This is a genomic window from Paenibacillus polymyxa (assembly GCF_015710975.1).
Classification (GTDB): domain Bacteria; phylum Bacillota; class Bacilli; order Paenibacillales; family Paenibacillaceae; genus Paenibacillus; species Paenibacillus polymyxa.
On the sequence record NZ_CP049783.1, the window covers coordinates 5,869,983 to 5,895,725 of the forward strand.

At 45.7% G+C, this 25,743-nt stretch carries 23 protein-coding genes; 7 read left to right on the top strand and 16 right to left on the bottom strand.

Annotation, left to right across the window (positions count from 1 at the left end):
• Positions 1–9: 9 nt before the first annotated feature.
• From G7035_RS26710 to G7035_RS26725, 4 genes are read left to right on the top strand one after another with little or no spacing between them, the layout of a single operon-like run.
• Positions 10–1,380, top strand: a complete 1,371-nt coding sequence (locus G7035_RS26710) for a YheC/YheD family endospore coat-associated protein (RefSeq protein WP_016819609.1) — start codon at positions 10–12, stop codon at positions 1,378–1,380.
• Complete coding sequence (locus tag G7035_RS26715) at positions 1,377–2,483, top strand: YheC/YheD family endospore coat-associated protein (RefSeq protein WP_017425918.1); 1,107 nt, start codon at positions 1,377–1,379, stop codon at positions 2,481–2,483. The genes G7035_RS26710 and G7035_RS26715 overlap by 4 nt, the downstream gene beginning before the upstream one ends.
• Positions 2,484–2,501: 18 nt before the next feature.
• Positions 2,502–3,017, top strand: coding sequence for a GNAT family protein (locus G7035_RS26720; RefSeq protein WP_016819607.1), 516 nt, complete (start codon positions 2,502–2,504; stop codon positions 3,015–3,017).
• Positions 2,999–4,177: a YheC/YheD family endospore coat-associated protein gene (locus tag G7035_RS26725; protein WP_019686837.1), complete on the top strand. Its 1,179-nt coding sequence runs from the start codon at positions 2,999–3,001 to the stop codon at positions 4,175–4,177. The genes G7035_RS26720 and G7035_RS26725 overlap by 19 nt, the downstream gene beginning before the upstream one ends.
• A gap of 102 nt (positions 4,178–4,279) precedes the next feature.
• On the opposite strand, the gene G7035_RS26730 is transcribed toward G7035_RS26725, so the two are convergent.
• The 3 genes from G7035_RS26730 to G7035_RS26740 all read right to left on the bottom strand — a co-directional run bounded on the left by G7035_RS26730 (position 4,280) and on the right by G7035_RS26740 (position 8,595).
• The gene (locus tag G7035_RS26730) at positions 4,280–4,981 is read right to left on the bottom strand and encodes an HAD family hydrolase (RefSeq protein ID WP_016819605.1); all 702 of its coding nucleotides are present in this window, start codon (positions 4,979–4,981) and stop codon (positions 4,280–4,282) included.
• Positions 4,982–5,064: 83 nt separating this feature from the next.
• The gene (locus G7035_RS26735) at positions 5,065–5,727 is read right to left on the bottom strand and encodes a class I SAM-dependent methyltransferase (RefSeq protein WP_019686836.1); all 663 of its coding nucleotides are present in this window, start codon (positions 5,725–5,727) and stop codon (positions 5,065–5,067) included.
• A 24-nt stretch (positions 5,728–5,751) separates the two neighbouring features.
• Positions 5,752–8,595, bottom strand: a complete 2,844-nt coding sequence (locus G7035_RS26740) for a bifunctional glycosyltransferase/class I SAM-dependent methyltransferase (protein WP_019686835.1) — start codon at positions 8,593–8,595, stop codon at positions 5,752–5,754.
• Positions 8,596–8,989: 394 nt separating this feature from the next.
• Here G7035_RS26740 and G7035_RS26745 point away from each other — a divergent pair, with 394 nt between their 5' ends.
• Entirely contained in the window at positions 8,990–10,063 is a 1,074-nt protein-coding gene (locus G7035_RS26745) for a glycosyltransferase family 2 protein (protein WP_019686834.1), read from the top strand.
• Positions 10,064–10,225: 162 nt separating this feature from the next.
• On the opposite strand, the gene G7035_RS26750 is transcribed toward G7035_RS26745, so the two are convergent.
• From G7035_RS26750 to G7035_RS26780, 7 genes are all read right to left on the bottom strand, one after another.
• On the bottom strand, positions 10,226–10,795 hold the full coding sequence (locus tag G7035_RS26750) for a manganese catalase family protein (protein ID WP_016819601.1): 570 nt from the start codon (positions 10,793–10,795) through the stop codon (positions 10,226–10,228).
• A 40-nt stretch (positions 10,796–10,835) separates the two neighbouring features.
• Positions 10,836–11,318 (bottom strand): spore coat protein CotJB, encoded by a 483-nt coding sequence (locus G7035_RS27870; RefSeq protein ID WP_016819600.1) that lies wholly within the window; start codon positions 11,316–11,318, stop codon positions 10,836–10,838.
• 1 nt (position 11,319) lies between these two features.
• Positions 11,320–11,544: a spore coat associated protein CotJA gene (locus G7035_RS26760; RefSeq protein ID WP_016819599.1), complete on the bottom strand. Its 225-nt coding sequence runs from the start codon at positions 11,542–11,544 to the stop codon at positions 11,320–11,322.
• Between the two features lie 293 nt (positions 11,545–11,837).
• Positions 11,838–13,196 carry a hemolysin family protein gene (locus G7035_RS26765; RefSeq protein ID WP_016819598.1) on the bottom strand — a complete coding sequence of 453 codons (1,359 nt, stop codon included), beginning with the start codon at positions 13,194–13,196 and terminating at the stop codon, positions 11,838–11,840.
• A gap of 106 nt (positions 13,197–13,302) precedes the next feature.
• Positions 13,303–14,433 carry a radical SAM/CxCxxxxC motif protein YfkAB gene (yfkAB, locus tag G7035_RS26770; protein WP_019686833.1) on the bottom strand — a complete coding sequence of 377 codons (1,131 nt, stop codon included), beginning with the start codon at positions 14,431–14,433 and terminating at the stop codon, positions 13,303–13,305.
• Between the two features lie 97 nt (positions 14,434–14,530).
• Complete coding sequence (locus G7035_RS26775; RefSeq protein ID WP_019686832.1) at positions 14,531–15,691, bottom strand: HD-GYP domain-containing protein; 1,161 nt, start codon at positions 15,689–15,691, stop codon at positions 14,531–14,533.
• Positions 15,645–17,099: a bifunctional metallophosphatase/5'-nucleotidase gene (locus G7035_RS26780; protein WP_019686831.1), complete on the bottom strand. Its 1,455-nt coding sequence runs from the start codon at positions 17,097–17,099 to the stop codon at positions 15,645–15,647. The genes G7035_RS26775 and G7035_RS26780 overlap by 47 nt, the downstream gene beginning before the upstream one ends.
• 273 nt (positions 17,100–17,372) lie before the next feature.
• Here G7035_RS26780 and G7035_RS26785 point away from each other — a divergent pair, with 273 nt between their 5' ends.
• A complete protein-coding gene (locus G7035_RS26785) occupies positions 17,373–18,437 on the top strand; it encodes an HD-GYP domain-containing protein (protein ID WP_019686830.1) in 1,065 nt (354 codons plus the stop codon).
• 171 nt (positions 18,438–18,608) lie between these two features.
• Here the strand turns inward: G7035_RS26785 and G7035_RS26790 are convergent, their stop codons facing one another.
• Positions 18,609–19,463: a manganese catalase family protein gene (locus G7035_RS26790; RefSeq protein ID WP_019686829.1), complete on the bottom strand. Its 855-nt coding sequence runs from the start codon at positions 19,461–19,463 to the stop codon at positions 18,609–18,611.
• Between the two features lie 227 nt (positions 19,464–19,690).
• On the opposite strand from G7035_RS26790, the gene G7035_RS26795 reads away from it, so the two are divergent.
• Positions 19,691–20,530, top strand: a complete 840-nt coding sequence (locus G7035_RS26795; RefSeq protein ID WP_016819592.1) for a manganese catalase — start codon at positions 19,691–19,693, stop codon at positions 20,528–20,530.
• Positions 20,531–20,741: 211 nt separating this feature from the next.
• Here G7035_RS26795 and G7035_RS26800 read toward each other — a convergent pair whose 3' ends face one another.
• From G7035_RS26800 to sufD, 5 genes are all read right to left on the bottom strand, one after another.
• The gene (locus tag G7035_RS26800) at positions 20,742–21,104 is read right to left on the bottom strand and encodes a YmaF family protein (protein WP_019686828.1); all 363 of its coding nucleotides are present in this window, start codon (positions 21,102–21,104) and stop codon (positions 20,742–20,744) included.
• A gap of 256 nt (positions 21,105–21,360) precedes the next feature.
• On the bottom strand, positions 21,361–22,758 hold the full coding sequence (sufB, locus tag G7035_RS26805) for a Fe-S cluster assembly protein SufB (protein ID WP_016819590.1): 1,398 nt from the start codon (positions 22,756–22,758) through the stop codon (positions 21,361–21,363).
• Positions 22,759–22,788: 30 nt separating this feature from the next.
• Entirely contained in the window at positions 22,789–23,211 is a 423-nt protein-coding gene (sufU, locus tag G7035_RS26810; protein ID WP_013309555.1) for a Fe-S cluster assembly sulfur transfer protein SufU, read from the bottom strand.
• Entirely contained in the window at positions 23,201–24,424 is a 1,224-nt protein-coding gene (locus tag G7035_RS26815; RefSeq protein ID WP_019686827.1) for a cysteine desulfurase, read from the bottom strand. Before G7035_RS26815 ends, sufU begins: the two co-directional genes overlap by 11 nt.
• A complete protein-coding gene (sufD, locus tag G7035_RS26820; RefSeq protein WP_019686826.1) occupies positions 24,421–25,725 on the bottom strand; it encodes a Fe-S cluster assembly protein SufD in 1,305 nt (434 codons plus the stop codon). Before sufD ends, G7035_RS26815 begins: the two co-directional genes overlap by 4 nt.
• Between the last annotated feature and the right edge of the window lie 18 nt (positions 25,726–25,743).

Here is a 25,743-nt window from a genome sequence, read left to right on the forward strand (position 1 = left end):
GATAAACAGATGAGTTTAACGCATTGCAATGTGCATTTCTCACAGCAGCCCGACAAGGTGGCGTATATATCCACTGCCTTGTTGAAAAGCCTTAAGTTATCTGGAGCCAAGTCCATTCGTCTGCGACTTGGCAAGGATCAGATTCCCGCAACAGTAAAACCCATTCAGAAGGCGGGACGTCATCTATACTTGACCTCCGGCTTGCGCAACGCAATCCGTGTTCCCAAAAGCGGGTCTATTTATTTGCGGAATCTGGACGGAGATGTTCAGCTTGGACCGTTGATTGGAGTATTGTCTGATGCTACTAACTCCACCACCCGCCCTTTCGGATCACGCACAGGCTTTATTAAGCAACTTTTGAAGGAAGGCAGCAAAAAATCTTATATTTTTGCCTTCACCCCACGGGATATCAACTGGCAAAATGATACGATTAACGGCTATTTTCTGTCATCCAGCGGGGAGTTTACACGTAAACTCGTACCTCTGCCGGACGTAATTTATAATCGTTTGCCGAGCCGCCGCTCAGATTTTTCCCCAGCGATTAATCAACTACGCGAACGCTTTTCCCGCAAACGAATTCCTTTCTTTAACTGGAGCTTTTTCAATAAATCCGATATCTATCATCTGCTGGAAAATAATCCAGAGGTTAACCGTTATGTCCCTGAATCCTATATGAATCCCAGCTCTGAACGTATCCGAGGTATGCTGGAGCGGCATCAATTTGCTTATTATAAGCCAAGTAGCGGCAGTCTGGGCAAAGGAATCTATCGTCTGTCCTATGTCCCCAAACAAGGATACTATGTGAGGTATCGGAAGAAAAATAGCAATGTACTGCTGCGGTTTACCACTTTTAACTCCATGCTGCGGATGCTTCACTCCAATAAGGGACAGACGCTAAAAGGCTACGTCATTCAGCAGGGCATTCAACTAATCGAAATTGATAATTGCCCGATTGATTTCCGGTTTCATATGCACAAAGACGGCAATAACCAATGGGTCGTCGTTGGCATTGGAGCCAAAAAAGCCGGACGTGGCAGTGTCACGACTCATATCAAAAACGGCGGTTCCCTGATGACACCCGAGCAAGCGCTCGGTCGGGTATTCGGAGACCGAGCGGGTGAAGTGCTTCAACGTGCCAAGAATGTAGCAGTTACGCTAGCAGAAGCCATTGAATATCACCACCAGCATCTACTGGGTGAAATCGGATTCGACCTGGGCATTGATCAGGATGAAAAGGTATGGATGTTTGAAGCCAATTCTAAGCCAGGTCGATCCATTTTTCAGCATCCATCGTTGCGTGCGGAGGGTAAAGCATCCGTGGAGCATATTTTGGACCACTGTCTTTACCTCAGTAAATTCCGCAGAAAAGAGGAACTATGAATACCCGGGCGGAGCAAAAACCAGTTGTTGCTGTATTGACAGTGCACGACGATGAACAATTTTTCAAGGGAAATCAGCGAAACTTCAGGGATATTCTAGAAACGGGAACGCGCATGGGGTATCAGGTGTACATTGTTACTGTCAGGGACTTGAAGCTGGCAGATGAAACAGTGAAGGGCTACATCTACAACAAAAACTCACAGATATGGGAGGAACAAGATTTCCCATCTCCACAGGTCATTTATAATCGTATCCCCAACCGTAATTATGAACTTAAAACTTCTGTGCGCGCAAAGCTGGATGAAATTTCACATGCCTCAGGTGTTGAGCTGTACAATCCGGGCTTTTTTAACAAATGGGAACTGTTCAAATGGCTCCGTACCTCGGAATCCACTCGTCAGCTTGTTCCAATTACCAAACGGTTGAGCAACCTGTCTTCCTTAGGAAAAATGCTGTCTGCATATCCATACCTGTATCTCAAACCGGAAAACGGTAAAGCCGGAAAGGGAATTATGATTCTCAGATTCAACCCTGAGCATCTGATGGCATACAGGTTGACCATTCAACATGACAAAAAAAGCATAACCTACCGATCTGTATCCTTGTCTCGGTTATGGGGACGTATTCGCCGAGAAACAGGCAACTCGCCTTATATCATTCAGCAGGGTATCGATCTGGCAACCTATCAGAAAAAGCCCTTCGATTTGCGGCTTCTGGTGCAAAAAAATGCCCGTGGCGCATGGAGCATTACCGGAGTAGGCGCCAGACTAGCGGGTAAGGGAAGTATTACAACACATGTTCCGCGTGGGGGAAGTGTGGAGGATCCGTTCAAGCTGCTATCCTCAATCTTTGGACCTGAGGACAGCACAGATTTGCTGGATAAGGTTAAAAGTACGGCCATTCAGATTGCACGTCAAATTGAACGCGCATCCGGTCTTTCTCACGGTGAAATGTCTATGGATTTGGGCGTAGACACACTCGGGACCCTCTGGTTTTTTGAAGCCAATGCTAAACCGATGAAATTCGACGAGCCCGAAATCCGTCAAAAATCACTTAGACGTATATTTCAATACAGCTCCTTTTTGGCCGAACGAATGAAATAATCTCAAGGAAGTGGAATCATGCCGCAAATTAGCGATGTTCAACATTTGCCTGCCCGGAGTTGGGTACTAAGACGACGACAGTTGCTGTTTCTGGCTCGCAGTTCGGGCGGCATGCGCATTACTCGCAATGCTCTGCGGCAGTTGGCTGTTTTAACGCCGGAGCAATTGAACACCCCTGGCTCCTCCCTCCTGTGCGCATATGTGCGCACGGAGAAGGGGCTACGGATTGCGGGATTTTCCCTCGCTCTGAATTATGGGAAGGATGCTTGCATCGTGATTGTTCGTCCGCTTTACCGGGGCCGCAGACTGGGCGCTAGACTGCTGTCCGCCCAGCTCCAACAGCTGCGCCGTCTGACGTGCAGCGTAGCCACCGACAATATGGCCAGTCTCAAAACCTGTTTCGGCGCTGGACTTATTGCGCATGAAATGACGACTGGACCGACGGGAAAGCCCACGCTGATATTTTGTGGGGAGTTGTCCGAAGATGAGCAGACGGCAGAGGAAGGTGGAATGCTGTGCCAAAACCTGTCCTAGGCATCATGACTTTGTATTTGAACAGTAAGAAGCAACTGGAGGAACGTGACATATATGAACGCATGATCGCAGAAGGCAAAAGGCTGGGGCTGGATATGTATGTATTCACTCCTGCGGATGTCCATAAGGATCGCAGACTGCTCCTTGCCCAAATTTATGATCCACATAGCGGTAAATGGACTCGAAAATGGCGGGAATTTCCGGATATGATTTTCGACCGCTGCCGAGTGCAGCGCAGTGAGCGGTATCGTCAATTAAAGAAATTCCGATTGCAGTATACAGACCTTGTTTATTTAAACCGACCGCTGAGCAATAAATGGGCCATTCATCAGCAGCTTGCGAGAAAGGCTGCCTTTCGCCCCCATCTGCCTGCAACAGAGCCGTTCGATGGATTTCATAGTGTAAAGCGAATGCTCAAACAGAATTCACTAGTATACCTCAAGCCAATTAACGGCACAGGAGGCCGCGGCATTTTACGCATTGAGCCTGTTAACAAGCAGAGTGGCCTGTATCTGATTGAGGGACGCAATCGCAAGCGCCATATTATTCCCCAGCAACGGGTACGTCTGGATCGTCTGGAGCCGCGTCTGAGCAGCTGGAACATGGATAACTATATTGTTCAGGAAGGCATTCCTGTGCAGTTGCCGAATGGCAGGGTCCATGATTACCGTATGCTGGTACAGAAAAATAGCCAGGGAGTATGGGAGCTAACGGGATGTGCCGGGCGCATCGGGGCACATCGGAGTGTCACTTCCAACCTGCATGGCGGAGGCAAGGCAGTACCGATGAAGCAATTGCTGACGCAATGGATTCGTGATGAAGGCCACAGAGAGAAAATCATCAAGCAAGGGGAAAAGCTCGGACTGGACATTGCTGCATATCTGGAAGAAAGCTATGGGGCATTATGTGAGCTTGCGCTCGATTTGGCAATTAATAAGGACGGTCATATCTACGTGCTTGAGGTCAACCCGAAGCCGGCTCGCGAGGTATTTTCACGCATTGGCGAAAAAGAAACCTATCGTCGTGCCATCACCAAACCTATGGAATATGCCCTATGGGTCTACCACACTCAGATTAATCCGAAGCCGCAGACGGAACAAAAAGCAGAAGAACAAACAGAAGATAAGACAGAAAGTAAAGCAAAGGAAGGCTCCGCCTAAGTGGCTGCCTTCCTTTGTTTTGTTATCTGCTTAACATCGTTTGCATGTATTATTTATATGGTACGCCACAGCGATTTATAACACTTATCTGCGTTTTCACCGTTACTCTGCGTTTTTATAAAGCGTAAGCAACTGCGTAAAGTCTGTAATAATCGCATCGGACCCTTCCAACTCATCATTCACACCAAATCCAGCATAAGCACAGCCGATCACTGTCTGTCCGTTCTTTTTGCCAGCTTCCACATCTGAGGAACGATCTCCTACCATCCATACATTCGAAATATCGTGCTTGCTCAACAGAATTTCTAGCAAATTCACTTTGGAAAGCGTACTGTATTCCCCAGCGCTGTACAGTCCTTCAAAAATAGGAACCATTTCATACGCTGCAGCGATCCCCTTTACATAATCCTCCAGCCCGTTACTGGCTACGAATAATCGGACACCTTGCTCATGAAGTGCCTGAAGTGTTTCTTTTACATGTGGATACAGAGCATGACTTCCATTCTTCAATCCCTCCAGCTCCAGCTGAAGCAACAACTCGTCCGCTCTTCTGTGAGCCGCTTCACTGGCTTCTGGCATCACTCTTCTCCAGATTTCATCCAGCAGCATACCCAAACTATTCAAAATAAGCTCCTCGGGAGGAGTCTCTCCTTCATAAAGCCCTTCGGCGCGCAGCGTATCAAACAGCTTGTGGTACGCAGGAAGCAGCAGCGTCTCCGTCTGGAAAAGTGTACCATCCATATCAAATACCATAGCCTCAGGTTTCTTCAACACAGGTGCATTGTTCATGTAGTTATCAGTCATTCCTTTCCTATGTAAGTTTACACTCCAACCCCTCTCATGATAAGCAATAAGAGAGGTCTGTGTAAACCTCATTGCGCATACCGTTAACTCTTATATTTTTTTAGAATAGTCCTAAAACAATGTAAACCGCCCCACATATCTGTGTGTAGAGCCCCCCGTGGAAGCTTAAGATCCACACCACTCCAATATGAAAACCCCGCTTCTTCTATCCATTGTTCCATCGTTGAAAGATCCACTGTAGGATAATCAAATGTCAACAGAAGCATGCCGTCATCCCGTAAAGTTCGGTGAAATTCACGCAAGGCTGCCAAAGATTCATCGGGGGTTAAGTGCTCCAACACTGATATACATACAATTTTGTCAAAACTGGAATCTTCATAGGGCAATGCGGTCAGATTGGCATGTGCGGAGTGGAGCCGAACCGGTAAAATCTCCTGAATGCGCTCAGCAGCCTCCTCCCCAATATCCCGCCGCACCTCAGCCAAGATGGCATCTACAGAAACGATGCGTATATCCAAATCGCAGGCATAAACCTGAGCGCAACGGCGGGCAAGCTCGAATTTGAACGGGTGCGGTATTCCACAAGCCGCGTCCAATACTGTATCTTGCCCGGACATAAATTGGAGACACCACTCATACTCATAGGGACGACTCCACCAGCTTTGAGGGAGTCTGTAAATCATATTGGACGAATTGGGATCAGAATATACAAAAAAGCGAGACAGATACGGGTCAGCCATATTCATGAATGTAGCCTCCTTTGGAGATGTTTAGATTACTCTTGCTACACAGCATAATTCATGACCCCGTTTCTCACCTTGAAGCTTAGCCAACAATCCCATTTGCTCTGTAAAGGCAAGCTCACCGTACAAAGGATGTGCTTGCAGCAAGGCATCCAAACCAGCAGGAAGCTGGCGGGTGAACAAAGCCACCGGGCGCAAGCCGGACTTTTCCAGCAAGAGCGTCAGTGTATGATCCGAATAATGGTACAAATGATCTTCCTCCGTAAATAAAGGTGAGTGAACGCCATAAGCCTCGTTGGTAAACGAATTTTTATTGGGCACCGTAATATATAACGTTCCGTCAGGTTGAAGTTGTTCACACAAATCCGTCAAAAATGCGACCGGGTCCGCGATATGCTCCAGCACATGCCAGCATGCGATGGCTTCGTATTGGTGCTCCAGAGGTAAGTCCGCTTCTTCCTCTAAACTTTCAGTCTCAATCGCTTCCTGATCTTTATAATCTTGGTTAATTTCTAGAGATTGTTGAATTTGAGCATCTAGCTCTGTTTCACCGTTCCAATAACCTGGTAATAATTCCACCTCATATTTGCATTTGGCATAGGCACGCGATTCACTGGACGGCTCAATGCCCACTGCATTCCAGCCAGCTTGAAGGGCAGCATGGATAAATTCTCCAGTCCCTGAACCAATCTCAAGCAGCTTTCCTTTTTTGGGACTGAACATATCGAGCAGCATAAGTCCAAAAAGCGCATGATCCCCATAGGTAGACGCCGCTGCACTATCCCGCATAGCAACCCAATTGGCATTATAAATCTCTGCTATCATTTTCTCAGACTGAATATGATCCACATCCTTACGAAAAACCAATCCACAGAAGCCGCATCCCATCAAGGTAAAGTGTTCATAATTGTGAAATACTATCGTGTCGGCTGAGCCACACAATTTGCATTTTACGCTCTGTTCTGCTCCTCTCCCCTTCTCCTTACCATAAGAAATAACCTTGGCTTCACCTTTAATTTGGAGATCGGGTTTGTTCATGACCTGCACACTGGCCACCTTGGCGACATCCAAGTCGTTCGCCTGCTGCGCAGGTTCATATTCTGGTGTAGGTTCTTTTTCTGTGTTTTTGTTGTCCTGATCGACCCAGAGTGTAAGTCGTGGATTCGGGTCCAAAATGGATTCATATTGCTCTTTCCATCCATAACGAGCACTTGGGTCAAGCAGCTGGTACCGCTCAAATTTAGCCATGCGAATAGCAGGTGTATACCAACCCCAATGTTGAATACGGTAGTTGCTGATCTCTGTGGGAAGGTCAAGTACATTTTCGGGTAATCTCCCACAGTGCAAGGACTGCTCCTTCCATTTATAAGGGAACCCCTCTTTATAGCGAATTAAAAAAGGACGGTAATACCGATGAGCCTGCCAATACTCATCATCACGGTAATGCGTCGAAGACCACATATCAAACAACCTGAAACAAATCGTATCCGCTTTCGTTCCCGCTAACAAAGAATGTACCCCTTGGGCAAAGCGGGATTCGAACATTTCGTCAGCATCCATGCTTAATATCCATTCGGGAGAAGAAGCCAATGTCTCTCTCCACTGCTGCTTTCGAAGTTCGACTTCATTGATAAAAGAGGGTGTTTCATTGCGGATCAGACGCAGAGGGATTCCTTGTAAGATTTCCCGGCACAACGCTCCGCTATCGTCATGACTACCATCATCAATAATGACTGCTTCATCAATGTATTCCCGGTGACTCAGCAGCACGTCTGTAAGCTTGCGATCTGCCTCATTGCATACCGTCATGGTCAGCGTCAATTTAGGATTAGAGACAGGCGGTGTATAAAGCTCACTTTGTCGTGGACCAGTGAACGCCGGGGGTACAACAAACGAATCTGCCGTGTACTTGGCAAAGACAGCAGTTTCGCGGAGATCATCGGGTATAACTGGAGGTTCGTTGAATTTAGGGGTTCTTGACGATGCTGGACGATTGAAGGCTGGAGAGCTTGGAGAAATATCGGAGTGTTCCGCATGTGTTACATGCTCTGGGCGGTTCGATGTAAAGTACTTTAGAGTGAATAATAGCTGTTCTGCCTTCATTCGATCGGCTTCCCGATATAGATGCATTGCCGGATAGTGTGTGTCTACAAAAAGTGGAAATCCAAATGCAGCCGCTCGAATACAAAAATGTCGATCTTCTCCCCAATAAGAAACGTTTTTGATTTTACCAAAATGAATCCCTGCTTCCAGCGCCCGTCTGCGGATTAAGGTACACGCCCCTAGACCACCCACCTCATACAAACCTGGAACATGCAACTGGTGTATAAAATGCAACTCACGTTGCGCTCGCTCCTCTGCGGACAACACTTCGCCATCTTCACGATGGAACAAGTTATATTCATCACTAACCCACACTTGAGGCAATAGCGGTCCTTCCGGTTGCCAGCGTGTCCAGAAAATCTCTGATACAATATCCTTCTCCGTCTCCACCAGCCTGCACAAGGTACGGGAATGGAGAACCAGGTCTGAATCGACCAGAAACAACGCGTCATAATTGTGCTGAAGTGCATAATCAATAAGACGATTTTTAAAGCCAGCCACTTTCCAGACAAGAGCAGGCGGCCAATAATGAGTGTGCTCATCACTTCGGTTCTCCACTTGCTGCGAGCCTGTTAACAAGGGTAAAACCCGTCCCGGAAGTCGATTGGAAAAGTCAACTAGCCACTGGCTTGAAATCGGATTGTCATTATCATCGACAAACAAATAATCCGGTAGTACGTCAGGTGCCTCCAGACGCTCCAATGCTTGAAGGAACAAAGACAAAATTTCCGGCTTCTGGTGCACCGGGCTGCCGATTAGTATACGCATGTGTCAACGCCTCCATCAGGCGGAAGCCTCATAACCATTCCCCCTCCATGTCCTAACGCATACCATAATTGCGACCAAGCGATATGGGAGTGAGCGTGGTATGAATGGACTTACACCTGGAAATATCAATGAAAACGACATCAATACAAAATACAATCTCCCCACTCAACGATAAAACCCATCCTGTCGCACATCCTAACCCGGAACGTCACCCACATCTTCAATCCATACCCTTCCCCCAAACATCCAGCTTTGATTTTCTAATTTATTAGAGCAGAACTGAATTTATGATCATCATATCCCCTTTACATGTTCAAGCCGAATTACTACATAATGAGCAAGCTATCCTAATAAAATGGAAATTATACCAAGTTTTTTGGGAGGGACAGAGAGCATGGTGACTGTCAGCTTATGTATGATTGTCAAAAACGAAGAAGAAGCCCTTCATACCTGTCTGAAATCAGTCCATGACCTGGTGGATGAAATCATTATCGTTGATACTGGATCTACCGATAGAACCCAAGAGGTCGCTGCATCATTCAACGCTCGGATATACAACTTTGAGTGGTGCGATGATTTCTCCGCTGCCCGTAATTATGCGTTTGATCAGGCCACGCAAGAATATCAATTTTGGCTGGATGCCGATGACATACTGGAAGAAAAAGATCGACTATCCTTTCTCAACTGGAAAAAACAAGCCACCCTCTCTTATGACAGCATTACAATGGATTATGTGCTATCCGTAGATGAACAAGGACAGCCGTTGTATAAGCTCAAAAGAAACCGAATTGTACGGCGTGATCGCAGATTCAGATGGACCGGATTTGTTCACGAGTTCCTGAATGTAACAGGCAGCATCTTTCACAGTAATATGGCGGTGACTCATAACAAAACACGAGCTTATACTGCTCGTAATTTGCACATATATCTCAAGCATCGGGAGCAGGGCACCGTATTTTCTGAACGAGATCACTACTACTTCGCCAATGAATTATATGATAACGGACGCACACTAGAAGCCATTCAGCAGTACGAACATTATCTAGGGCTAAATCAAGGATGGATAGAAGATCGGATTGCTGCTTGCTTTAAGCTTGCGGATTGCTACGGTCGTCAAGCACAAAAACAGGAGCAACGGATGGTACTGCTCCGCACACTTACCCTCGATGTACCACGCGCCCAATTCTGCTGTGCTTTCGGCAATTTGTTCATTGAAGATGAGCAGTATGCTCAAGCCATTTATTGGTTTCGTCAGGCGACGCTGATTGAGCCCCCGCAAAATGTGATGGCCTTAACCAATTCGTCGTACTATACCTGGTTTCCACACTTGCAATTATGTCTCTGTTATGACCGAATCGGTGACATCGAAAAAGCAAAATCGCATCATCGCATAGCCCAGTTGCACCATCCTACTCATCCAAGTGTTTTATATAACGAGCAGTATTTTGCACAGCTAGACCAAAAATAATATTCTGTTGAGCGCCATTGAAAAAGTCGATTTCTTTTGTAGAAAATCGACTTTATTAGCTACAATCTGCTTTGTTTACAAGTTACTAGTTTTATAGATAGGAAAGGCCACCTGCACGTGATGCTTGCAGATGGCCTTTCCTATTCGTCATACAAGACTCCTTCAGAACACCTTTTTCCGGTCTCTTTCTCCCTTCAAAATTTCTACTGACTCACGGAAACGCAACGAATGAATCACCTCACGTTCACGCAGAAACTTCAAACTATCCTGCAAATCCACATCGTCTGTCAAATCAATCAGCCACTGATATGTAGCTCGCGCCTTTTCCTCTGCCGCAATATCCTCATACAGATCAGCAATCGGGTCACCTTTAGCTTGGATATAGGCCGCTGTAAAAGGCACTCCGGAAGCGTTTTGGTAAAATAACGCATGGTCGTGTGCCGCATAATATTCGCCTAGACCGGCTGCCTCCATTTGCTCCACACTCGCATCCTTGGTTAGCTTGTAAATCATAGTCGCAATCATCTCGAGGTGCGCAAATTCCTCAGTGCCGATGTCATTGAGTACACCGATCACTTTATCGGGAATCGTATACCGCTGATTCAGATAGCGCAATGCCGCTGCCAGCTCGCCATCCGCTCCGCCATACTGCTCCATCAGCAGTTTAGCCATATGAGGATCACATTTGCTGACACGTACGGGATATTGCAGTTTTTTCTCATATACCCACATTTATGTTCCTCCTTTATACAAAAGGTTGACGATTCCCTACCTATACCTGCCACGGCCAAGGTGATTGGCTCCACTCCCAAGGATACTTGGAATAGGCACGACCAAAATTCTGTAAGGGTCCATATAGGAGTTGATACTCGTTAGCAATCGCCGTTCTTTCCTGTGTCAGCTTGTTGAACTGTTCGATGGCCTGCAAATCATCCGGGTGTGTATCCAGATACAAATTCAGTTCCACCAGCACAAAATCCACCGCTTGGAGCTTCTCCAATAGCGCATAAAACTGGGCATCACCCGGCTTGGTTTGAGGCGCATAGGCTTGGGGCGTATAACCTTGGATCGGTTCTCTGGGTTGACTATAGTCCTGGGCTTGATTTTGATACTGGTTCTGATATTGATATTGGTTCTGGTATTGATATGAATTTGAATAAGGGCTTTGAGACTGATTCGGCTGTTGATGTCCACCCTCAGGCTGATTTGGCTGTTGGAATTGATTTGGGGACTGACCCTGATTTGGATTCTCCATTTTATTCGCCTCCCCCCTGGTTTCTCCTAGGCTCATAAGGACTGTAAAGCAATGGCCATAGCGTTCCTTTCGTCAGTGCTTCCTCTGGACTGAATTGTGGCAGACCAGGGGGCTGAAATTGTATAAACAAGTTTGGCGGGAGCACATAAGTCTTGCACAGAACGGGCGGACACGGATCGAACGGGCCGACAAACGGGGCATACTGACCTTGCTGTGGAAATTTCACGGGCCGGGACCTCCTTTAATTGATCCATCTGCTTTACTATTCAACATATGCCGCATCGCCCAAGTCTCGAACAAAAAAATAACGGATACAAATTTTTGTTCAAAGAAATAAACTATCGAACTGCTGCTCAAGCTGATTATGGCATCCTCCCCGCTATCTATATTTCGATTGAATTGCAGTAGTAACTAACTCAAAAAGAGCCTTTAAAACCACGATAACGTGGATTTAAAGGCTCTTTCTTTCAGCACTCTATATAACTACATATCTGAACTAATCATGGCTATCTCTGTGGATTAGGATTCCTCATCGTTAGAAAGCTCATCTTCAATGACAGGCTCAGTTTTACGGTGAATTTTCACTCTCATAATGCGAAGCCTTGTTGCTTCCTCCACTTCAAAGGTCAGATTATAAAACTCTATTTTCTTCCCTTTCACCGGACTGCCTTCCAATTCCTTGAACAGCCAGCCTCCGATGGAATCCACTTCGTCGTCTTCAATGTTCACTCCAGTTAAATCATTCACATCCTCAATGAGCATACGACCGTCCACAGAGATAAAGTCTTCCTTCATTTCCACGCTTGGACGTTCATCCTCAAACTCATCATAGAGATCCCCGACGATTTCCTCCAGAATTTCCTCCGCTGTCAGCAGACCGGCGGTTCCACCGTATTCATCCACCACGAGAGTCATTTGGGAATGCTTTTTCTGCATAAGGCGTAGCACATGACTTACTTCCATGGACTCAGGCACGTTCAGAATAGGACGCACCACCGAGGCCAGATCCAGTTGCTCACCCTGCTCGGCTAACAGAAGATCTGTAATATGGACAAAACCGATAATCTGATCTTTATCCTCGACTGCTACCGGGTAACGGGAATGCTTGGTCTCACTGATAATCTTCAAATTTTCCTTAAACGACAAATTCGTGTACAAGCAATCCATATCAGTACGCGGCAACATGATTTCACGAGCAAGCAAGTCGGAAAAATCAAAGATATTATCCATCAGCTTGATTTCATCCTTATCGATTACACCACTCTTGGCGCTCTGATTCATCAATATACGGATCTCTTCCTCAGAATGTGCCGCTTCGGCTTCACTCGCCGGCTGAATGCCGAATGCCCGTAACAACATGTTTGCGGCAGCATTTAACACCCAGATTACAGGTAGAAAAACCTTATAAAAAAGCAGCAAGGGCGCCGATAAAAACAACGCCACACCTTCAGTCTTTTGAATCGCCAAAGACTTGGGAGCCAGTTCGCCCAATACAATATGCAAAAAAGTAATGACGCAAAATCCGACGACAACGGATACCGTTGTAATCAGTGTACCGTCAGTTACACCGAGTTTGTGCATGAGTGGCTCTATCAGGTAGCCGGATATTGCTGGCTCACCAATCCAGCCTAGCCCCAATGAGGCCAGCGTAATGCCCAATTGGGTGGCAGACAGATAAGCATCCAACTTTTGGTTCACCTTCAGCGCATAGCCTGCCAGGCGATGACCCTCACTTTGGAGCTGCGTCAATCGGGATTGGCGCATTTTGACCAGCGAAAACTCTGCGGCCACAAAAACACCGTTTAGAAAGACAAGCAGCAGTACCAAGAAGAGATTCACCCCTAGCAATCCCCAATGAAACTCGGTATGACCATCCAATACGAACTCCCCATTTCTTTAGTTAGCATTTTGCACCATTCGACTTGTAAGTTATTCAATTCAGTATTTATGATTGAAAACTGTAATTGTAATCATGTAAAAATGCTTATAATTGCAAAGCTTTTCTTGATTTAAAGTCTACACCCTTGTAATACATATCTGCTACGAGTAGATTCGGTCCGCAACACGCAGCCGCATCACAATGACAGTTCACGGTCTGATTTAGCGGATGCTCATTCAGCCATTCACCGAAAATATTATCTAGACTGTTTTCCTGAATGTTTCCGAAAGCTGGAATGTCTGCAAAATCCGTCACATATACGCTACCCGTGAACATATTCACATTTACACGGTTTCTTCCGTCTGGATCATTACGTACCGTAATATTCGGTTCTTGTCGCAAACGGCGAAGCAATTTACGGTCTTCCTCATGCTCTGAACAAGCAAAGAACGGTAGGGTACCAAATAACATCCACATGTCCTGATTTCGTACATCCAGCAGTTTATCAATCGAGTTTCGCATATCGTCAAGGGACAGTACAGGCAAGGCAGAAGCAAAATTCGACGCGTACATCGGGTGAACCTCATGCCGGCGGCATCCCATTTCGTTGATCAACTGATGAATGCCTCCTAGCTTCGTGTGTGTCCGATAATTAATCATGGACTCAGCTGAAATGAACATTCCCATTTCGCTCAATTTGCGTGCATTCTCTATCATTTTTTCATACAGGCGCACAGCACCCGCGCGTGGAGTCGGACGTCCGGTATTTGCAAATCCCACTTCATAAAAATCGTCAGCATTTAAATAATTAAACGATATATGCATGACATCCAGATACGGAAGCATCTTCTCATATCTTCGGATATCCAATGTCAAGTTGGAGTTGATTTGCGAACGAATACCGCGCTCTTTAGCATACTTCAACAGCGGAACGATCACATCGTCCACTGTTTTATCAAGCAAAGCAGGTTCTCCGCCTGTAATACTTATTGTCTCCAGATGCTCAACTTCATCCAGGCGCTTCAGCATCAGATCTAAAGGAAGGAAAGGGGCCTCCTTCATAACCAGCATGTCACCGACAGCGCAATGCTCACAGCGCATATTACATAAATGTGTTACGGTCATTTCCACACTTGTAAGCAAATGACGACCATGCGTACGCAGTGATACAATCGGGTCCCACGGATCATACGTTGGCGATATTTGGGGTAGCGTGTTATCTTGTAGAACTGTCATTATGTTTTCACCTTATTTCTGTTATTAACCTCAAAAGACGTATAATTATCATATCATGATGTGTAAAGTGTCTGCATGCTTTCTTCCACATCCTCTGCTAATCTACGTGAACTCCTCCGAAAGGACCGGTAGCTGCACCCAATGTGTTTGTAATCATAACCGAAAGGGATACGGACAAATCCACATCATAAGGCGCCTTCAGTTCCTGTCCATCCTGGTCTCTTACAATACGAATGACAGGCCTTTGCGGGATTTTGGGGTGTATACGCACTACGACTCCCTCTTCCCCTGTGTTGAGCACCACAGAGAGCCCCAGAGGATAAATAGCTACACAGTCACGAAAGGCTTCCAGCATCCGCTGCTCATACAGCGTTCCTGCCCCGGCGTATAGCACCTCCATCGCTTCATAAGGCAGCAAAGCCTGCTTGTATATTCGACTTGCCGTCATCGCGTCATACGAGTCCGCCAGACCGATCCATTTCGCATATTCGTGGATTTGGTCCTTTTTCCAACCATGTGGGTATCCACTGCCGTCAATACGCTCATGATGCTGTAATGCACAATGAGCTGATAGCAAGGGAATCCCGGGTTCGTCTTTAAGTAGCTTATAGCCGATCACTGTATGTGTTTTCATATGCTCATATTCCTCGTCCGTCAATTTACCCGGCTTATAGAGCACTTGAGGTGAAATCTTCATTTTACCGATATCATGCAGTAATGAACCTATCCCTAGCTCCATGAGCTGGTTATTATCGTAGCCATTGGATATCCCCAGGACTAGTGAATACAAGCATACATTCAAAGAATGATGATACAAATCCTGATCCGCAGCTCCAATATCCATCAACATTATGATGGCATCCTGGCGGCCTCCAATATCGTCCAGAATGGATTCCATTACCTTATAAAAAGACTTGCCAAAATATTTGTGCTTATGATCTACGGAGTAGGATGACAAACCCTGAAACTGCTTTTTGATTTCCTGTAGCGCCGCCGCCCTTGTCTGTTCATGGATCATCTCGGGTATGACGATATCTTCTGTCACTGCATCCTCAATGTATACATATCCAATTCCGACTTGGCCTAGACGTTCAATCAATCGCGAAGTAAGCTCAACACCTTCCGAGAGCAGCACCATTCCATTTTCATTGTATATTTTTTTGCCCAGCTTCATGCCGGCTCTCAATAATGTAACAGGTACCAGTCGCAGCTTAATCCTCTCCCGATTGTTTTGATACCTGAAGCCACCTAGCTGCAAAACATTCTTCCATCGCGCCCGGACGCTTCAACTCCATTTCAATCAAATCCCGTAAAAATTCTGGAAGCATAAATTGGAGATCTGTTCCGTTCGCAAGCACCTTATAGCCTGCTTTGAAAGTGAACATATCCAACGTGCCCACTCTGTATTCCTCATCTTCTTCCAAGGGTTGACCCGCTACATGAATGTCCGTCACTTTTTCATAAGGAGCACGGTCCGGATCATACTGAATGGTCAACCCTTCCACACACATGGTGCCAAGTACTTTGCCTCTAAAGCCAAAGCCGGTCATGGGCTTGTCTGTAAATTCAGGCAGCAGGGACTGCTCCAGTGTCAACCGAATGTCTCTTCCCCGCAACTTCATAACACAGGGATTAATCGGCGATGGGCATAAGGAATGTAGTATTCCTTTGCTAATATCTCCTTGAGGCAACGGACCAAGCAGTTGACCTGCATTGACGAGGGCAATTTCGGTTCCTGTAAAATGGGATACCGATTGTGCCAGCAAATTCCCGAAAGGGGACTCCTCATTATAGGCGATCTCCAATTCCCGATCCGTTACTGCCACCGTGCTCTCCATGGCGCGTTCTGCTTGTCTGCGATGCAACACAATGGCCGATGCCACTTTTTCGTCCAGCAGCGTCTGATTCACAGGAACTACGCCGCCTGAGGTAACTCGAAACGGTTCAAGACTATGGTTACGGGTTAGTGTCACTTCACCGAGCAACGTTCCGAACTTCCCGGCCCCACATAGAACGGTGTTCCCAATCTGAAGCGGTTCCTCCAGCACATGGTGGGTGTGACCACCAAGAATAACGTCAATCTCAGGAAACTGGGACGCTAATGTCTCATCAGAGGGTAAACCCAGATGAGACATCACGACCACCACATCCACCTGCTTTCTGAGTGCCGCTATCTGCTTCCCCAGCACCTCAAACGGATCAAGCACATCCCAGCCCAACAATTGATAAAACTCTGTAAAAGGAGCCGTCACACCTAGTAAACCGATCTTGATTCCTGCTTTGTTCAAAATAACGGATTCCTTCATCCACGAAGGATTCCTCCCCGTAGCACGCTCTGTCAGATTGCCACATACAACTGGACAATGAATGCCTGCATATGCCTGTTCAATCATATCCGAGGTAAAAGTCAGTCCCTCATTATTACCGATCGTAATTGCATCGTATCCTGTCAGATTAATCACATCCACATTTGCCCCACCGAGCGTTCCTTCCGTTTCGGGGGCCATCCGATCCATGTGGTCTCCTATGTCCAGCACAAGAAGCGCATCCCCTGATGCAGCTCTTCGTTCATTGATCATCGCGGCTATCGAAGGCATACTGCCAAAATGACTATGGATATCATTGGTATGCAAAATGGTCAACGTTTGCCGAGTCGTCATCTCCATAACCGCCCTCCTCTATATTTTATATATCGACTTTGGAGCTTCTAATGTTTAAGCATACCATGTTATTTAGCAATATGGTACATATGAGGTGGACATAGATAGTGAAAATCATTGACATTACCTTCTATATGTAACTCAGAGGTGACGGGTCCTTGGGACCTATTTTACAGCTTGGAATAATAGTAAATTAGTCGTTGTCATCCCATATAATTCTTGATATATTAAGTTTGTTTCGTATTTTCGACAAATTTACGACAATAAGGAGGTTAGCGCATGAGAGTTCACGTTACCGATGCCAAGCCGGGCGATCGCCTCAAATCCGATACATACAATGGGCATGGTGTGCCTGTCATGATACAGGGCACCGAGCTTCAGCATGACGATATTTCCAAGCTCATTATGCACGGTGTCGATTATATTGACATTGATGCTGGTTCTGCGAGCATTCCGGCTGGCTTTGCCCCCGATGTTCCAGCTTCCCCCGAGTCCCTCAAACGCGCCGTTCCCCTCATAGAGCAGACGATCAGCGGCTTTGAAAGCATGTTCCTCGAAGCTTCCTCAACTGGAAAATTTGATGAATATCGAGTTGATGAGCTGTTCGGTCCTCTCGTTTCAGAACTGGCTCGTCAAAAAGATGTCGTATCTCTGCTGTTAATTATGGAACGGGGAGATCACTATACTTATAATCATTCTCTCCAAGTAGGTATACTGTCATATTACATTGCCACTTGGCTAGGATATACAGAGGAAGAGGCATATGCCGCTGGTAAAGCTGGATATTTACACGATATAGGCAAGTCCATGATACCGGATGAGATTTTGAACAAACCGGGTAAACTGACACCTGAAGAATTTCATGAGATGAAAAAGCATTCTCTGTATGGCTATGATATTATTCGCAATTCAACCAGCGATGAGATTTCAGCAATCGTCGCCTTGCAGCATCACGAGCGCGAAGACGGAAGTGGGTACCCCCATGGACTGTTCAAGGAAGAAATTCATCCTTTTGCCAGCATAACAGCTGTTGCCGACGTATACAGCGCGATGATTTCCAATCGTGTGTATCAGACGAAGCAGGAGTTGCTCACTGTATTACGCGAGCTGCACAGTATGAGTTTTGGACATCTAAATCCAGAAACTACCCAAGTGTTTATCAGACATATGCTACCGAATTTTATTAATAAGCAAGTTCTATTGACTACAGGCCAGACAGGAACCATTATTCTGAACAATCCTGTGGATTACTTCAGACCGTTAGTAAGAATTAACGACGATGAATATATAGATTTATCCAGGGAACGCCATGTATCCATTGATGAGATTTATCTGGAATCCTGATCTGCCACTGCCACCCGGCGTTACTTTGTTTGTATGGAATGATTGTTCGAAGCACAGGTTACACGAATGAAAAGAGACTGTCCTTAATCCGTAGGTTTTTCCTACAAGGGACAGCCTCTTTTTGTATTACGGATATAAGCCTAATTACTATCTGTATTTATATATTTAATCCTAGGAGTTAAGATCTTGTAGACCTGGGCTATGTTCATTAGGCAATTCAGGCATATACGGAAGAGGAAAGCCTTCTGGAGGGTCAATGACATTCAAATCCCCACCGTTTCTGCTTGGAGTTTGCCCATTGAATATTTCTCCAATACGGGTAGAATCCAATCGAAAATTAAACTGTGCATTGTGAAAGCCCATTTCAACATACTTCCGGCATTCTGGATACTTGTTAATATCGTAGTTTGGAACCGGGAACAATTTTCCCCAATCCACTCCAAGTGTCTCTAATGCTTTGGCAAATGCATTTTGATGAGCATTATCCCGTACAATCAAAAAAGCCAATGTTTCCCGGAATGTTTTGTTCGAGCTCATTTCGTAAATTCGAGATTTTTGCAGAACCCCTGTAGATTCGAGTACGAGATTATCAAGCAAATCACTAATCAGATTGCCGTGGGAATAGACATAACTGCCTAACCAAGGATTACCACTTGCATCAACGGGTAAGGAACTTTGAGCTCCCATAATAAAATGATGAGGATTGGCATATTTTATCGCTTCATCCAAAGGAGCATGATCAACTCCAGCATCGCCGGCTTGGTCTTCACCTGAGCCAGTCAGAAGTTGATTTATAGTATGTTGGACCAGTTCAACATGACTAAGCTCCTCTAGAAAAACTCCTCGAATCAAATCCCTATATTGAACAGCATTACCACGAAAATTATTACTTTGAAAGAAAAACTGCATCATGGTACGCATTTCTCCAAATCGACCACCCAATACCTCCTGAATCACTTTTGCAGCAGTTGGGTCGGGTTTATCAGGTACTATTATGTTAATTAAATCTTCTTTATAAAAATACAATACCAAAACCCCCTTAGAGTTTTATTTTGAAGTGAAACATATGCTACCCTTTTTTATCATTTTTATACAAGTCAAAGAACCAGAAAAGTTATTTTCATGAAGGATTCTATCATTCTAGCAGTATTAGGGGATTTTATGGTTAGGCAGATCCTCGTTTTGTTGCGCATTAAATGGGTTAATATAGCATGGATTCACTAAACTGCTTTTAACCTATAGGAGGACTAATTATGTTTAGACATCAAAAAGAGTTGCAGTTCGAAGTGAAAGTAGAGCGACCTGACCCTCTATTTGCCCGACAGGTACAAGAAGTTTTGGGAGGCCAATTTGGAGAAATGACCGTGATGATGCAATATTTGTTTCAGGGGTTTAACTGTCGCGGTGATGAAAAATATAAAGATATGTTAATGGATATTGGAACAGAAGAAATAGGACATGTGGAGATGCTGTGTGCTTTAATTAGTCAATTACTTGATGGGGCTAAACCAGAAGATCAGGAGCAAGCTGCCAAAGACCCTGTTACAGCTGCCATTATGGGAGGAATTAACCCGCAGCACCTGCTGGTCAGCGGTCTTGGCGGATTGCCTACTAATTCCAATGGAGTTCCATGGAACGGTTCTTACATTGTGGCTAGTGGCAATCTTTTGGCAGATATGCGGTCCAACCTGCATGCAGAGAGCCAAGGTCGATTGCAGGTAGCCAGACTATATCATATGACGCAAGACGAAAGCGTTAGGGCTACATTACGGAAAATGCTAGCACGCGACCGCTATCATCAATATCAATGGATGGCGGCAATTCAAGAATTAGAAGAAAAAAATGGTGTTGTGGTACCGGCTTCCTTCCCTCCTGAAGCAGAGCAAGAATCTCAGCCTGAAGCATATGAGTTTTGGAACTTGTCAGAAGGCGAAGAATCTAGTGAAGGTCTGTGGGCAACAGGAAGTGCGCCGGATGGAACCGGGAGCTATGTATACATCTCTAACCCCATTGCCAAAGGACAGATCTATAATGCCAAAATACCAGCAACCGAGTTGCATCATGACTTAGACCATAAAACTTCAGATAAATAAATATGTAGAAGCGAGCTGTCCCAACTTTTGGGGCGGCTTTGGCTTTTTGTCGACCTATTAAGGATCTGTAAACCCACTTCAAACGTAAACACGTATTTACACGTAACCAAAAAAAATAGAAGAAGACGAACTTAAAAAGTTCGCCTCCTATACTAGCAAGAGATCCGAGTCGGTACACAATCGGCCTCTGCTTCAGTCAAACCATCGTTCATTAAACAAGAGGTTCCTCAATCAATGTTGCGAAATTAAACTGGTGTACATGACCATCATTTAATGTAGTTTGGCCCGTAACGAAATGTACGTGTTTTCCATTTCCGACTGGAATAGCTGGTCCTGTTCTAATCCTTCTCAGATTATGAAAATGGTTCACAAAATCAGTTTTCGTAAGATCAATTTCGTGGACATGACTTCTTCCAACTCGAATCGCTTGCCCAGTAACACCTGCAAAGCGGTGGTTATGTCGGTCTGCGCCTGCTTCAGCCAGTTTGGTACTACCTTCAAATTCATGTACATGCCTCTGTGTCTGTTTAGCTGAGATTGTTTTCTTCTTGACTACAAGTTTATTCTTCTGCATCCGTTGCCTGCCTCCTTATGTTTTGCAGTTTTTACAATATCCTATTAAGCAAACATAGTTACGTGCTAGGCGATTATCTGCAGTCCTAACAATAAATTTTTGGTTTCACATGGCATTAGAAAAAAGAAGAAGACGAACTTAAAAAGTTCGCCTTCTACATTTAAAAGGAAATTCGAGTCGGCACAAAATCGGCACGACTCGGATTAAACAGCTTTAATTACCTCAAGTACCTTGTCTCACCAAGGGTTACCGCGTTTTAACCGATACTACCTTCCATTTCGAACTTGATCAAGCGGTTCATTTCTACCGCATATTCCATCGGTAGTTCTTTGGTGAACGGCTCAATGAAGCCCATAACGATCATTTGTGTTGCCTCAGCTTCGGTCAGACCACGGCTCATCAGATAGAAGAGTTGATCTTCCGATACTTTGGACACCGTTGCTTCGTGCTCAAGTGTAATATCGTCATTCATGATCTCATTATAAGGAATAGTATCTGAAGTTGACTGATTATCCAAAATCAACGTATCACACTTAATATTCGATTTTGCACCTTGAGCCTGACGACCAAAGGAAGCTAATCCGCGATACGTTACTTTACCACCGTGCTTACTGATCGATTTGGATACAATGGTGGATGTAGTATCTGGTGCCAAGTGGATCATTTTCGCACCTGCATCCTGATGCTGGCCTTTGCCTGCAACAGCGATGGACAAGACCATCCCTTTCGCTCCACGACCTTTCAGTACAACGGCAGGATACTTCATTGTCAGCTTGGAACCGATGTTGCCATCAACCCATTCCATCGTTGCATTTTCTTCAGCAACCGCACGTTTAGTTACCAGGTTGTAAATGTTTGGTGCCCAGTTCTGAATCGTTGTGTAACGAACGCGTGCGTTTTTCTTACAAATAATTTCAACCACAGCACTATGCAGCGAGTTCGTGCTGTAAATTGGAGCTGTACAGCCTTCTACATAATGCACAAAGCTGTCTTCGTCAGCAATAATGAGCGTACGCTCAAATTGACCCATGTTTTCCGAGTTGATACGGAAGTAAGCCTGCAATGGAACTTCACATTTCACACCTTTAGGCACGTAGATAAAGCTACCGCCTGACCATACCGCACTGTTCAGGGCCGCAAACTTATTGTCCGCAGGAGGTACGACTGTGGCAAAATACTCTTTCAGAATCTCAGGATGCTCACGCAACGCTGTATCGGTATCCATGAAAATGACACCCTGCTCTTCCAGGTCCTTTTGCATGCTGTGGTAGACAACCTCGGATTCATACTGCGCAGATACACCAGCCAAAAACTTTTGCTCCGCTTCAGGAATCCCCAGTTTATCAAAGGTTTCCTTAATTTCTGTAGGAACCTCTTCCCACGTTTTCCCTTGCTTCTCGGAAGGTCTTACATAGTACTGGATATCATCGAAATCCAGTTCATCCATGTCTCCGCCCCATTTTGGCATTGGCATTTTTTCAAATTGCTTCAATGCTTTCAGACGGAACTCCAACATCCAATCCGGTTCACCCTTAATTTTGGAGATTTCCTTTACAATTTCCGGAGTGAGACCCTTACCTGTTTGGAAAATGGACTTGTGCTCGTCACGAAAGCCATACTTATACTCTTCCATTTCCGGTGCTTTCTTGGCCATGTTTCTCAAACCTCCTCTGTTCTATTTAAATTATTTATCTTCGTCAATCCCTTTGCGCAGCGCGTTCCAAGCCAATGTCGCACATTTAATGCGAGCCGGGAACTTATTGACCCCTGACAAAGCTTCCAATTCTTCATAATCATCAAATTCGACCGCTTCGCCCTTCATCAGAGAGGAGAAGCGACTCGCCATATCCAAGGCCTGATCAATCGTTTTTCCTTTGACCGCTTCTGTCATCATCGAAGCCGAGGACATACTAATCGAGCAGCCTTCGCCTGTAAAACGGGCATCCTCGACTACGCCATCTTTCGTTTTGAGTTGAAGGGATATCCGGTCACCACACGTAGGATTATTCAAATCCACCGTAACAGCATCGTCCTCAAAACGTCCGCGATTGCGCGGATTTTTATAATGATCCATAATCACGCGTCGGTACAAGTCATCAAGTTGCATCGCCAAAATACTCCTTCGTTTGGATTAAGGCGCTGACCAGAGCGTCGATATCCTCTTCCGTGTTATAGAGGTAAAAGCTGGCACGTGCAGTTGCACTGGCTTTCAACCAGCGCATCAATGGCTGGCAGCAATGATGGCCCGCACGTATGGCCACCCCTTTGCTATCCAGTACAGTAGCTACATCATGCGGATGCACATCATCCAAGTTGAATGTTACAAGCCCGACATGACGTTCAGCAGGTCCGTAGATCGTCAAACCCTCCACTTCACGGAGACGTCTGAGTGCATAATTCGATAGACGGCTCTCATGCTGTGCAATGGCGTCTAGTCCGATGCTTTCCAGAAAATCAATGGCAGCTCCCAAGCCAACTGCCCCAGCAATAATCGGGGTGCCACCTTCGAATTTCCAAGGTAGCTCCTTCCATGTGGATTCATACAATCCCACATCGTCGATCATTTCACCGCCAAACTCAACGGGCTCCATGTTTTCCAGCAACGCCTTCTTGCCGTAGAGTGCACCAATTCCTGTAGGAGCACACATTTTGTGACCAGAGAAAGCATAAAAATCAGCATCTATGTCTTGCACGTCTACTTTCATATGTGGCGTACTTTGTGCACCGTCAACAACGATAACTGCACCTTTGCGATGTGCAATAGCAGCAATCTCTTTGACCGGATTCACAACGCCAAGCACATTGGAGACATGCGCAATCGCAACAATTTTTGTGTGTTCTGTGACGGTTTTCTCCACGTCTGCAAGATCAACGCTACCGTCCTCTTGAAGCGGAATATATTTTAAAGTCGCACCCGTGGCTTTGGCTACCTGTTGCCACGGAATCAGATTACTGTGATGTTCCATCGGAGTGATGACAATTTCATCACCCTCCTTACAGTTAGCTCTACCGTAAGAAGAAGCCACCAGATTCAGCGCGGTTGTTGTCCCGCGTGTAAAAATGATTTCCTGACTGCGCTTGGCATTCAGAAAACGGGCTACCTTCTCCCTCGCACCTTCATAAGCATCCGTAGCACGGCTACCCAAGGTATGCACACCACGGTGTACATTCGAATTATCAAACTCGTAATAGTGCTTGATCGCCTCGATGACCGCTAGCGGCTTTTGCGAAGTGGCCGCATTATCCAAATAAACCAGCGGATGACCGTTAATCTCCTGATGTAAAATCGGGAATTGTTCACGGATCAATGCAGTGTTCATTGGCCTAACTTCCTTTCAACAAGGCTTTGCAGCTGATGTTGAAGTCCTTCGAGCGGAATTTCAGATACGACAGGTGCCAGGAAGCCATAAATAATCAATCGTTCAGCTTCTGCACGGCTAATTCCGCGGGACATCAAGTAATACACTTGCTCACGGTTAACCTGACCAACCGAGGCTGCGTGTCCAGCCGTTACATCATCTTCATCAATCAACAGGATCGGGTTAGCGTCACCACGTGCTTTCGGGCTGAGCATCAGTACACGCTCCGTTTGCTGACCGTCTGCTTTGGTAGCGCCTTTTTCAATTTTCGTAATTCCGTTAATGATGGAAGATGCTTCTTCACGCATAACTGCGCGTGTAATCATCTGACTAGCGGAATTTTTACCAAAATGCTGTGCTTGTGTCGTATAGTTCAGCTTTTGTGAACCAGAACCTACAGCAATAACCTTGGCATCCGAGTTGGAGCCATTGCCTTTGAGCACAGACATGGTATTGCTCGCTGTATTGCCGTTGTTCATTTCGCCTACAATCCATTCGATAGCAGCGTCATTTCCGAGCGTGGCACGACGAATGGAAATATCCGTTACTTGCTCTCCAAACTGATGCACTGTCGCGTAGCGTACTTTAGCGCCTGCATTCGCAACCACTTCTACCGCACCGTTATGAAGAACAGGTGCCGCCAAATCTGCAGATACATAGTTGTCTACGTACGTCACGGAACTATGGTTTTCAGCTATGAGCAGCACATGCGGCGCAAAAGTTGCAGTCGCATCATCCGTGAGGAACACAGCTTGAAGCGGTACGTTCAGTTCTACATTTTTAGGCACATAAGCAAATACTCCACCGTTCCAGAGTGCTGCATGCAATGCCGACAATGAATTTTCTTCAGCCTTAATAACAGTGTTCAGATGAGCTTTGACCAAATCAGCATGCTCTTTGACCGCCGTTTGCAAATCCGTGAAAATAACACCTTGCGCTGCCAGTTCCTCGCTCAGCTTCACGTATACCGCACCGGAGTTGCGCTGGATGATCAGACCGCCCTCCTGTTGTTCTTTGACCAGATCAGCAATGGCTGCAGGAACCTGACCTACAGATGCAATGACCTCGCTCAATTTATGTTGACCGTAATCGTTTAAATTCCAACGTTCGATTTTTGTTTTTTCAAATACCGGAAGCTCCAGTTGGCCTGCAAGCTCAAGTGCTTTTTGTCTGTCTTCGACCAGCCAAGATGGCTCGCCATTACGTTCGGACAGAACACGCAGTTGCTCGGAATCTACCGGAAGGATTGTTTGTGTTGTCATCAGTTTTCCTCCTCGCTT